This is a genomic window from Streptomyces sp. SID3343 (assembly GCF_009865215.1).
In the GTDB taxonomy this organism is placed as follows: domain Bacteria; phylum Actinomycetota; class Actinomycetes; order Streptomycetales; family Streptomycetaceae; genus Embleya.
Map to the genome: position 1 here is coordinate 1 of NZ_WWJX01000953.1, position 10,996 is coordinate 10,996.

At 70.8% G+C, this 10,996-nt stretch carries 11 protein-coding genes; 8 read left to right on the forward strand and 3 right to left on the reverse strand.

All coding sequences use genetic code 11. The annotated features are described in order from the left end of the window. Nucleotides 1-240 precede the first annotated feature (240 nt). From nuoH to htpX, 8 genes are all read left to right on the forward strand, one after another. Nucleotides 241-1,197, forward strand: coding sequence for an NADH-quinone oxidoreductase subunit NuoH (gene nuoH, locus GT354_RS29710; protein WP_161359459.1), 957 nt, complete (start codon nucleotides 241-243; stop codon nucleotides 1,195-1,197). After that, a complete protein-coding gene (locus GT354_RS29715) occupies nucleotides 1,197-1,757 on the forward strand; it encodes an NADH-quinone oxidoreductase subunit I (RefSeq protein WP_161359460.1) in 561 nt (186 codons plus the stop codon). Before nuoH ends, GT354_RS29715 begins: the two co-directional genes overlap by 1 nt. Continuing rightward, a complete protein-coding gene (locus GT354_RS29720; protein WP_161359461.1) occupies nucleotides 1,754-2,326 on the forward strand; it encodes an NADH-quinone oxidoreductase subunit J in 573 nt (190 codons plus the stop codon). Before GT354_RS29715 ends, GT354_RS29720 begins: the two co-directional genes overlap by 4 nt. A 7-nt stretch (nucleotides 2,327-2,333) precedes the next feature. Further along, nucleotides 2,334-2,657, forward strand: coding sequence for an NADH-quinone oxidoreductase subunit NuoK (nuoK, locus tag GT354_RS29725; RefSeq protein WP_161359462.1), 324 nt, complete (start codon nucleotides 2,334-2,336; stop codon nucleotides 2,655-2,657). Further along, nucleotides 2,654-4,546, forward strand: a complete 1,893-nt coding sequence (locus GT354_RS29730) for an NADH-quinone oxidoreductase subunit L (protein WP_161359463.1) — start codon at nucleotides 2,654-2,656, stop codon at nucleotides 4,544-4,546. The genes nuoK and GT354_RS29730 overlap by 4 nt, the downstream gene beginning before the upstream one ends. Nucleotides 4,547-4,607: 61 nt before the next feature. Beyond that, the gene (locus GT354_RS29735) at nucleotides 4,608-6,107 is read left to right on the forward strand and encodes an NADH-quinone oxidoreductase subunit M (protein WP_161359464.1); all 1,500 of its coding nucleotides are present in this window, start codon (nucleotides 4,608-4,610) and stop codon (nucleotides 6,105-6,107) included. 1 nt (nucleotide 6,108) lies between these two features. Next, nucleotides 6,109-7,641: an NADH-quinone oxidoreductase subunit N gene (locus GT354_RS29740; RefSeq protein WP_161359465.1), complete on the forward strand. Its 1,533-nt coding sequence runs from the start codon at nucleotides 6,109-6,111 to the stop codon at nucleotides 7,639-7,641. A 156-nt stretch (nucleotides 7,642-7,797) separates the two neighbouring features. Beyond that, nucleotides 7,798-8,658 carry a zinc metalloprotease HtpX gene (htpX, locus tag GT354_RS29745; RefSeq protein WP_161359469.1) on the forward strand — a complete coding sequence of 287 codons (861 nt, stop codon included), beginning with the start codon at nucleotides 7,798-7,800 and terminating at the stop codon, nucleotides 8,656-8,658. A 25-nt stretch (nucleotides 8,659-8,683) separates the two neighbouring features. Here htpX and GT354_RS29750 read toward each other — a convergent pair whose 3' ends face one another. The 3 genes from GT354_RS29750 to GT354_RS29760 all read right to left on the reverse strand — a co-directional run. Then, complete coding sequence (locus tag GT354_RS29750) at nucleotides 8,684-9,667, reverse strand: glycosyltransferase family A protein (RefSeq protein ID WP_161359466.1); 984 nt, start codon at nucleotides 9,665-9,667, stop codon at nucleotides 8,684-8,686. A 189-nt stretch (nucleotides 9,668-9,856) separates the two neighbouring features. Further along, nucleotides 9,857-10,258, reverse strand: a complete 402-nt coding sequence (locus GT354_RS29755) for a YccF domain-containing protein (protein WP_161359467.1) — start codon at nucleotides 10,256-10,258, stop codon at nucleotides 9,857-9,859. Between the two features lie 168 nt (nucleotides 10,259-10,426). Beyond that, nucleotides 10,427-10,996, reverse strand: a 570-nt coding sequence (locus tag GT354_RS29760; protein WP_161359468.1) for an SDR family NAD(P)-dependent oxidoreductase, incomplete at its 5' end; no start/stop codon positions are given.

Consider the following 10,996-nt stretch of genomic DNA (forward strand, 5'->3'; position numbering starts at 1 on the left):
GCCTTCGCCGGCCCCCGCACCCTCGCCCGAACCGGCCGATGCGGCGGCCCCTCCGGGGCCCACGCCTTCGGCGGAACCTCGGCCGCCGACGACCCCGCCGACAGCGCAGCCCGCGCCCACGGCAACACCCGCGCCGCCGACGGACTCCGCCGACCCCGACGATTCCCCCACCCACCGCCGCCCCGCCGCCTCGGCGAAGCCGGATGCGCCCAAGCCCTCGGCCGACGAAGGGGACGCCCCGTGAGCTTCCTCGACGTCTGTCTTCGGCTCGTTCTCGTGCTGGGGGCCTTCCTCGTGCTGCCGCTGGTGATCGGGCAGACCGAGCACAAGGTCATGGCGCACATGCAGGCCCGGGTGGGCCCGATCTACGCCGGGGCCTTCCACGGCTGGGCGCAACTGGTGGCCGACGGGGTCAAGTTCGCGCAGAAGGAGGACATCGTCCCCGCCGGCGCCGACCGCCGCGTGTTCAAGCTCGCGCCGGCGGTCGCGCTGATCCCGTACTTCGTCGTGCTGATCGCGATCCCCATCGGACCGAACGGCTTCGTGGGCCGCTCGATCGACGCCGGCATCGTGTTCGTGCTCGCCGTCATGGGCGTCGGCGTGCTCGGCTCGCTGATGGGCGGCTGGGCCTCGGCGAACAAGTTCTCGTTGCTCGGCGGCATCCGCTCCGCCGCACAGCTGATGGCGTACGAACTGCCCATGCTGCTCGCCGCGGCAAGCGCCGCGATGGCCGCCGGGACGCTGTCCCTCACCGGCATCGTCGAGGGCTTCGAGTGGTGGTGGATCCCGTGGCAGGCGGTCGGTGCCGTGGTGTTCTTCACCGCCGGCCTCGCCGAACTCCAGCGCCCGCCGTTCGACATGCCCGTCGCCGACTCCGAGATCATCTTCGGTGCCTACACCGAGTACACCGGCCTGCGTTTCGCGCTGTTCCTGCTCTCCGAGTACGCCGGCATCCTCGTCGTGTCCGCGCTCACGGCGGTGCTCTTCCTCGGCGGCTGGCACGGACCGTGGTCCGACTCGGTCGGCTGGCTGTGGACCCTGCTCAAGACCGGCGCGCTCGCGTTCGTGGTGATCTGGCTCCGGGTCAGTTACCCGCGGCTGCGCGAGGACCAGTTGCAAAAGTTCGCGTGGACCGTGTTGATCCCGCTCGCCCTCGGCCAACTCGTGCTGACCGGCGTCGTAAAGGTGGCGACCTGATGAAGGGCCTGGCCAAGGGCCTCGCGGTGACGCTCAAGACGCTCACCAAGAGGTCCGTCACTCAGTCCTATCCCGAAGTGCTCCCCGAACTGCCGCCCCGCTCGCGCGGCGTGATCGCGCTGTTCGAGGAGAACTGCACGGTGTGCATGCTGTGCGCGCGCGAATGCCCCGACTGGTGCATCTACATCGACTCGCACAAGGAGGTCGTGCCCGCGCGCGAGCCCGGCGCGCGCGACCGCACCCGCAACGTGCTCGACCGCTTCGCGATCGACTTCGCGCTGTGCATGTACTGCGGGATCTGCGTCGAGGTGTGCCCGTTCGACGCGCTGTTCTGGTCCCCGGAGTTCGAGTACGCCACCGGCGACATCCACGAACTCACCCACGAGAAGGACAAGCTCCGCGAGTGGATGTGGACGGTCCCGCCGCCGCCCGCCCTCGACGAGCACGCCGAGGACCCCAAGGAACTCGTCCAGGCCCGCAAGGCGGCCGACAAGGCCGCCGCGGCGGCCCGACAGGCCCAGGACACCCAGGACCCGCCGACCCCGGGGGAGGCCCCGTGACCCTCGCCGCCGCCGAGCACGGCTTCCTCTCGCCCACCGGCGCCGAGATCGCCTTCGTCCTGATCGGCCTCGTCGTGGTCGGGTCGGCCCTGCTCGTCGTGACCACCCGTCAGGTGGTGCACGCCGCGCTGTGGCTCGTGGTCACACTCGGCGGCCTGGCCGCCGAGTTCCTCCTGCTGACCGCCGAGTTCGTCGCATGGGTGCAGGTGCTGATCTACGTCGGCGCGGTCGTGGTCCTGCTGTTGTTCGGCCTGATGCTCACCCGCGCGCCGATCGGCTGGTCCGAACCCGCCGACCGCGCGGCCCGCATCCCCGCCGCGATCGTCGCGCTGGGCGCCACGGCGACCCTGGGCGCGGTGATCGTCGACGCCTTCCGGACCGCGTACCTGGACCTGGGCGACGACACGGTCGGCACCGCGAAGGTCACCGGCGAGAGCCTGTTCCGGGTCTGGGTCCTGCCGTTCGAGATCCTGTCGGTCCTGCTCCTGGCCGCACTGATCGGCGCCATCGTGCTGTCCCGTTCACGTGCACGCTCCCGTTCGGGTGAACGCTCGGGCCGGAAGGACTGATCCCGCGATGCATCTGGTCTATCCGCTCGTCCTCGCCGTCCTGTTGTTCGGCATCGGTCTGTACGGGGTGCTCGCCCGGCGCAACGCGATCCTCGTGCTGATGTCGATCGAACTCATGCTCAACGCCGTCAACATCAACCTGGTCGCGTTCGACATGTACCTGCGCGACACCCTGCACGCCGGCCAGGCGCTGACCCTGTTCGTGATCACGATCGCCGCCGCCGAGATCGGCCTGGGCCTGGCGATCGTGCTGATGGTGTTCCGCAACCGGGCCACCACCGACGTACCCGACCTGCGTGAACTCGCGGAGCACAAGGAGGGATCGGTATGACGGTCGTCGCCGCGACGGCCACCGGCCTGCCCGCGCTCGCGGCCCTGTTCGGGCTTTTGTTCGGTCGGCGGGTCCGACCGATCCTGATCGCCGTACCCGCCGCCGCCGGCGCCGCGGTCCTGGCGATCGTCGTGGCCGCCTCGATCGGCGACGACGTGCGCGAGTCGGCGGTGCGGCTGACCCCCACCGGTGCGCTCGACCTGACGCTCGGGCTGCGGGTGGACGGGCTCGCGGCGCTGTCGGCCGTACTGGTCACCGTGGTCGCCTTGTTGGTGCAGGTGTACTCGGCGGCCTACCTGCGCGAGGACCCGCGCTACTCGTCCTACGCCGCGCTCGTGTCGTTGTTCACCGCCGCGATGCTGCTCGTGGTCTACACCGGCGACCTGATCGTGCTGCTCGTCGGCTGGGAGGTCATGGGTGTCTGTTCGTACTTCCTGATCGGCCACCATTGGGAGACGACGGCGGCCCGGTCCGCCTCGATCAAGGCGTTCGTGGTCACCAAGCTCGGCGACGTGCCGTTTTTGATCGGCATCCTCGTTTTGGCCACGGGCGCCGACTCGTTCCGGATCCGCGACGTGCTCGCGGCCGTGCCCGACGGCGGCGCCGGCTGGGTCACCGCCGGCACGCTGCTGCTGCTCGGCGGTGTCGCGGGCAAGTCGGCCCAGGTGCCGTTGCAGACCTGGCTGCCCGATGCGATGGCCGGCCCCACGCCGGTGTCCGCGCTGATCCACGCGGCCACCATGGTCGCGGCCGGCGCGTATCTGGTCGCCCGCCTGTACCCGGCCTTCCTGGCGTCGCACGCGACGCTGGTCGTGCTTGCGGTGATGGCGGCCGTGACGATGATCGGCTCGGCGCTGGCTGCGCTCGCGCAGGAGGACCTGAAGCGGGTTTTGGCCTGGTCGACGGTCAGTCAGCTCGCCTACATGACCGGCGCCCTGGCGGTCGGCGGGCGCGACGCGGCGATGTTCCACCTGCTTGCGCACGGCGCGTTCAAGGCGCTGCTCTTCCTGGCCGCCGGCGTGGTGATCCACGTCGCCGGAACGGGGGCGCTCGCGGGCATGGGCGGGCTTCGACGCCGGGCACCGATCGCGTTCTGGTCGATGACGGCGGGGCTCGCGGCGCTGGCCGGTGTGCCGCCGTTCTCGGGCTTCTTCAGCAAGGAGGCCGTCCTGGGGGCGGCCGAGCACACCGCGGCCGGGCACGGCGGCGTCTCGACCGCGGCCGGGTGGCTCGTGCTGGTCGCGGGGCTGCTGACGGCGGTGCTGACGGCCGCGTACGCGACGCGGGTGTGGCTGCGGGTGTTCTTCGGGGCGGATGGCTCGGCGCGGGCGGGCGCCGAGGTGCCCGCGCACGCGGACGCGGCCGACTACGGGCCTGTCCCGCACGTGGGTGAGGCCCCGGCCGCGATGACGTGGCCGCTCGTCGTCCTGGCCGTCCCGACCGTCCTGTTCGGCTTCGCGGCCTTCACCGGTCTGCCGTCCTTCGGCAGCGCCCTCGGCTACGACGAGCTGACCCCGCATCCGCTCACCACCGTCCTCGCCCTCGCAGCCGTGCTGATCGGGGCCGGCGCCGTCGCCGCGCTGTGGCGACGCGACCCGGCCGGCGACCCCGCCCGAATGCTGGGACCCGTTCGCGGCCCGGCGCTGCGCGGGTTCGACGTGGACGGCCTGTACGGCGTGCTCGTGCGAGCCCCCGTCCGGCTCGCCGCGAAGGCGTCCCTGTTCACCGACCGGGCCGTGCTCGACACCTACGTCAAGGGCGCGGCGCAGAGCGCGTGGCTGCTCGGCGGCGGCGTCCGCCGCGGCCAGAACGGCAACGCCCGGCTCTACCTGACCGGCCTGTTCGCGGGCGTGGTCGTGCTCGCCGTCGCGGTGGCGGTGAGCGCGTGATCCACGCGAAGCTCGTGACCCCGTCGGACATGGCGCCCCCTCATGCCCAGGAGACCTCACGGTGAGCGTCCTGCTGATCCTCGTCGTGGTCGCGCCGTTGTTCGGCGCCGCCGTGCTGCTGTTGCCCAGGATCGGTGATCGCGCGGCCCGACTCGTCGGCGTCGGCGCGACCACCGCGACCTTCGTCGGCAGCGTGGTCCTCGCGTGCGGCTTCCGTCGCGACCGCGGCATGCAGTTCGAGACGGACGTGTCGTGGGCGCCCTCGCTCGGCCTGCGCTTCCACCTGGGCATCGACGGCATCTCGCTGCCGCTCGTGGTGCTCACCACGCTGCTGACGTTGCTGGTCGCCGTCCACAGCCTGTGGAACATTCCCGACGGCGCGTCCTCCCGCGCGTTCGTCGCGCTCGTGCTGCTCCTCGAAGCGGGCACGCTCGGCACGTTCGCGGCGCTCGACCTGATCCTGTTCTTCCTGCTGTTCGAGGTCGTCCTGGTCCCGATGTACTTCCTGATCAACCGGTGGGGGGCGCCGGGCGAGCGCGGTCCGGCGTCGTTCAAGTTCATCCTGTACACGCTGCTCGGCTCGGCGGTCATGCTCCTCGGCTTCCTGCTCGTGCAGGCGAAGACCGGCACGTTCGACATGGTCGAGTTGGCCGACCGCCGCGGTGCGGGCATGTCGCACGGCGTCCAGGTGCTCGCCTTCCTCGCGATCGGGCTCGGCCTCGCGGTCAAGGTGCCGATGTGGCCGCTGCACACGTGGTTGCCCGACGCGCACACCGCCGCGCCCACGGCGGGTTCGGTGCTGTTGGCCGGCGTCCTGCTGAAGATGGGGACATACGGCCTGGTTCGGATCGCGGTGCCGATGCTGCCGGAAGGCGCCCACACGTTCGCGCCGTATCTGGCCGCGTTCGGCGTGGTCGGCATCGTGTACGGCTCGCTGGTGTGCCTCGCGCTGCTGCGCGACCCCGACGGCGACCTGAAGCGCATCATCGCCTATTCGTCCGTGGGCCACATGGGCTTCGCACTCCTGGGCATCGCCACCCTCACCCCGCAGGGCGTCAACGGCGCGCTGTTCGTCAACATCGGCCACGGGCTCGTCACCGGCCTGCTGTTCTTCCTGGCCGGCGCGGTCAAGGACCGACACGGCACGGCGCTGCTCGGTCGCCTGGGCGGCGGGATGTACGGCCGCACGCCGCGGCTCGGCGCGCTCGTCGCGTTCGGCGCGGTAGCCGGGCTCGGGTTGCCGGGGCTGGCGGGTTTCTGGGGCGAACTGCTCGCGATGTACGGCGCGTACGAACCGGCCGCCGGGTTGTCCACCGGCGGCTACCGGACCTTCCTGGTCCTGGCCGGTCTCGGCACGGTGTTGACCGCCGCCTACATGCTCGGCCTGGTACGCAGGCTGTGCATGGGCCCGGCGGACGGGCCGGTCGCGGCGGACGTGACGGGTCGGGAGATCGCGGTGTGGACACCGCTCGTGGCACTGACCCTGCTCGCGGGGCTGTGGCCGGCCACCGTGCTCGCGGTCACCGACCCGGCCGTGCGTGCGCTCATGGGAGGCAGCTGACATGCCGTTCGACGTCCAGTCGATCGACTGGCTCGCGATCGCACCGGTGGTCGCCGTCGCGGCCGCCGCGCTGGTGGTGCTGCTCGCCGACCTGTTCCTGGAAGGGGCGCGCAAGCGCGCGCTTCCGTGGCTCACGCTGGTGGGGCTCGGCATCGCGCTGGTGCTGCTGCTGCCGTTGCGCGACGACGACACGGCGCGGGCGACGTTTTGTTCGCCGTCGGGGTGTTCGTACGAGGTCACCGATCTGACGTTGGTCCTCCAGTTGGTATTGCTGGGGTCGGCGTTCGTGGTGGTGCTGCTGTCGATGCCGATGGCTCGGGACGGGGGGCCGGACGGCGCGGAGGACACCGAAAGTGAGATCCCCGCCGGTGAGTACCACTTCCTGCTGCTGTCCTCCGTCGCCGGAGCGGTCGCGCTCGCCGGTGCGCGGGATCTGCTCACGCTCGTCGTCGCGTTGGAGACCCTGTCGCTGCCCGCGTTCGCGCTGGTCGGGCTGCGCCGTGACGGGCACGGCGGGGAGGCCGCGCTCAAGTTCTTCCTGCTGTCGGTCGCGTCGACGGCGGTGATGCTGTTCGGTGTGAGCCTGGTCTACGGAAGCACCGGCAGCGTGCACCTGGCCAGGATCGCGGCCGACCTCGGCACGCTCGACCCGCGGCTCGAAAAGGTCGCGGCGACCGGCGCGGTGCTGACCCTGGTCGGGTTCGCGTTCAAGGTCGCGGCCGTACCGTTCCACTTCTGGGTGCCCGACACCTATCGCGGCGCGCCGATTCCGGTGGCCGCCTACCTTTCGGTGGTGTCCAAGACGGCGGGCTTCGCCGGACTGCTGCTCGTGGCGGGCATCGCGTTCAAGCCGTACGCGCACATCTGGGGACCCGGGCTCGCGGTGGTCGCCGCCGTGACGATGACCGCGGGCAACGTGGCGGCGCTGCGGCAGACCGACGCGGTACGGCTGCTCGCATGGTCGTCGATCGCCCAATCGGGCTACGTGCTCGTGCCGTTCGGGACCGCCGCGGGCCACGGCGAGGACCTCGCCGACACGCTGCCCGCCGCCGTCGCCTACCTCGCGGTGTACGCGGTGATGAACCTGGGCGCGTTCGCCGTGGTGACGTTGGTCGCGCGCGAGCGGGGCGGCCTGGTCTCCGACCATCGGGGGTTGTTCCGGGCGCACCCGGTCGCGGCCCTGGGGATGGCGTTCTTCCTGCTGTGCCTGGCCGGCATCCCGCCCGGCCTGGCGGGCCTGTTCGCGAAGGTGACGGTGTTCCAGGCGGTTGTCGGTTCGGGGACCGGGTGGTTGGCGGTGGTGATGGCGGTCAACGTCGTGATCGGCCTGTACTACTACCTCGCGTGGACCGCACAGCTCTTCGCGCCCTCGGCGCCGGGGCTCGCGGCGGGCGCGGGAGGGGGGACCGGTACCGCCGCGATCCCGATGCCGCTCGCCGCCGCGCTCGCCGTCACGGGCACGCTCGGGGTGGTTCTCTCGGTCGCGCCACAGGTGGTTCTGCACGTCCTGACGGTGCCGGGTCTGCTCGGCTGACCTGCGGCTGGGGGCCTTCGGCCGGGGATTAGGCCCGGCCGGGGAGGGAACTCTGCGTGCCGTTGTTCCGTTGCGAAAGAAGAGACAACGGGCAGAGGGCGACAAGCCGGTTCATAGACCCGCATGTCCCCCCAATCGCTGCGAGAGGACTCTCCCGTGCACAGCCGGCACAACGGACTCAAGACCGCCGTACTGCTCGGCGGGATGTCCGCGCTCATCCTGTTCATCGGCAGCTTCTTCGGCCGCACGGGCCTGATCATCGCGCTGGTCATCGCTTTGGCGACGAACGGCTACGCGTACTTCAACAGCGACAAGATCGCGCTGCGTTCGATGCGGGCGCGGCCCGTCAGCGAGGCCGAGAACCCCGAGCTGTATCGGATCGTGCGCGAGCTCTCGACCCAGGCCAGGCAGCCGATGCCGCGCCTGTACATCTCACCCACCGAGGCCCCGAACGCCTTCGCGACGGGTCGCAACCCGCGCAATGCGGCGGTGTGTTGCACGACCGGCATCCTGCGCATCCTCGACGAACGCGAACTGCGCGGGGTCCTCGGGCACGAACTCTCGCACGTCTACAACCGCGACATCCTGATCTCGTCGGTGGCCGGCGCGCTCGCGAGCGTGGTCATGTTCCTGGTCAACTTCGCGTGGCTGATCCCGATCGGCCGCAACGACAACGACGACGGTCCGGGACTGTTCGGAATGCTGATGATCATGATCCTGGGCCCGGTGGCCGCGAGCATCATCCAGCTGGCGGTCAGCCGTTCGCGTGAATACCAGGCCGACGCCTCGGGCGCGAACCTCACCGGCGACCCGATGGCCCTCGCGAGCGCGCTGCGCAAACTCGACGCGGGCACCCAAGCGCTGCCGCTTCCCCCGGACCCCAAGCTGCAGACCACCAGCAGCCTGATGATCGCCAACCCCTTCCGCCGAGGCGCCGGCGGGATGAGCAAACTCTTCTCCACCCACCCCCCGATGGCCGACCGCATCGCCCGCCTGGAAGCCATGGCAGGGCATTGAGCTCGGAACGCGACCGGGACGACACCTACAACTGGACCCGCGCCACCAGCGGCCCACACGGGTCGACGTCCACCGCGCCCACCCCGGTGAGCACCGCGACCAATTGCCCCCGGACGGCGGATTCGTCGAGCCGCCCGGTGAACCCCGCGTGCAACACCCGCAAGGCGTTCTCGTACGCGAACGGCGTGAGACGAGACCCCGTGGCCAACTGCCCGAGCGCGACCTCGAACATGGTCAACGCATGCCCGCGAAACCGCGCCACCCGCCCGGTGGGCGGCACCGGCCAGCGGGCGATGATCGTGCGATAGGTGTCCTCGTACAGGCTCAACGAACGAATGTGCGCGGCCGCGCCACCGGCGAGGCTGGGATCGGCAAAGGACCGGTGATAGACCACCCCGGGCGTCGGCAGCCGCGCGAACGACCAACCGCGGTCGTGTACCAGGCGCAGCCACAGTGACCAGTCGACCAGGATCGGCAGCTCCGGATCGAACCGGAACCACGACGCGGGCGCGGTGTGCGCGGGATTGCGCGCGACCACGGCCGTGGTCGGTACGAAGTTGGCGACCGAGAGCATGTCCGGGTCGTACGGGAAGTCGTAGCGGTACGGGCTGCCCGTCGGCGTCTCGCCCGGCACGGCCCGCACACCGCTGAGGACGCAGTCCGCGTATACCGCGTCCACGCCCGTACTCTCCAGCGCGGACAACGCCCGGTCGAGGTGCCCGGGCAGATACATGTCGTCGTCGTCCAGGAAGGCGACGAACCGCCCACCCGCGATCTCCAGCCCCGCGTTGCGCGCGGCGGCCGGTCCCCGCGAGCGCGGGAACGACAGGAGGCGCACGGTCATCCCGCGCACGCCGAGCGGCAACGCCCCCGCGACGTCCGCGCCACCGTCGTTGACGACGACGACCTCGATGCCCGACAGATCTTGCAGAACCACGCTGCGCAGGGCGTCGGCCAGGAGGTCGGTGCGGTCTCGGGTCGGAACGATGACACTGACCGTCGCCGCCACGGCAACCTCCGCACGAAACCGAAGACGAGGGACCCGGTGTGGGGGTATCCAGGATGTATCGGCAGATATCGACACACCGGGAGCCCGGCTTCAGCGGTTGCGGCCCGTCTCCCTCTTACGGGGTCGCGTGGTTGACCTGTACGGGCCCAGCCGGGATCGGCCGGTGCCCGGCGGTGTGCTGCGCCTGTGTCAGCGGGTGGCGAACGGCGCGTCGGTCGGCACGATCTCCCGACCGAGCGGCGTGAACGCGATCGGAATCATCTTCAGGTTGGCCAGCCCGAGCGGGATGCCGATGATCGTGATGCACAGGATGACACCGGTCACCAGGTGACCGATGGCGATCCACCACCCGCACACGACGATCCACAGGATGTTGCCGAGCAGCGAACCGATTCCGGCGTCGTTGCGCATCACCGTGGTTCGACCGAACGGCCACAGGACGTATCCGGCGATACGGAACGAGGCAATGCCGAACGGAATGGTGACCACGAAGAAGAAGAGGATGAAACAGATGATGCCGGCGAGGGCGTAGGCCAGCGCGAGCCAGAAGCCGGAGAACACGAGCCAGATGACGTTCAGGACAGTTTTCACGGCCCAGTTCTACCCCGGTGCGCACGCTCCTAGCGTCCCTCTCAGGGCCCGTCCCTGGCTCGTCCTTCACTGCTTCGTCCCTTGCTCGTCCCTCGCCCGTCCCTTGCTCGTCTCTCACTCGTCTCTCGCTCGTCCCTTGCTCGTCTCTCGCTCGTCCGAGGTCGGTGGTCAGGTGGGTACGACCACCAGTTCGGCCAGGTTGACGTGGGCCGGGACGGAGACGGCGTACGCGATCGCCGCGGCGATGTCCGCGGCTGCGAGCGGGGTCGTCGTCGTACGCATGCCGGCGAGCGCCTCACGGGCGGGCGCGTCGAGCATGTCGGCACCCAGTTCGGTCACGGTGACACCGGGCTCGACGTTTTTCACCCGGATGCCACGCGGCCCGAGCTCGGCCCGCAGGTTGCGGGTCAGGTGCGCGACGGCGGCCTTGGTCCCGCAGTACGCCGCCCAGCCCGGGAACAGGGCGTGCCCACCGACCGAGCCGACGTGGACGAGGTCGGCCCGTCCACCGTCGTCGGCGGCGGCGAGCAGGTCGTCGACGAAGGCGCGCCCGGTGTGCAGCAGCCCGCGCACGTTGACGTCGAGCATCCGGTCCCACTCGTCGGTGTCGCCGCTCTCGAACGGCGCGCCGTACATGACGCCCGCGTTGGCGACGACGAGGTCGACCCGGCCGAGAGCGGCCCGCACCGTCACCGCGGCGCGGCGGATCGCGGCCGGGTCGGCGACGTCGGTGGGGAC

Bases quoted from the DNA above. Each gene is read 5' to 3' on its own strand.
- GT354_RS29730 (WP_161359463.1), top strand. From the start codon at position 2,654: ATGACGGTCGTCGCCGCGACGGCCACCGGCCTGCCCGCGCTCGCGGCC.
- GT354_RS29715 (WP_161359460.1), top strand. From the start codon at position 1,197: ATGAAGGGCCTGGCCAAGGGCCTCGCGGTGACGCTCAAGACGCTCACC.
- GT354_RS29740 (WP_161359465.1), top strand. From the start codon at position 6,109: ATGCCGTTCGACGTCCAGTCGATCGACTGGCTCGCGATCGCACCGGTG.
- nuoK (WP_161359462.1), top strand. From the start codon at position 2,334: ATGCATCTGGTCTATCCGCTCGTCCTCGCCGTCCTGTTGTTCGGCATC.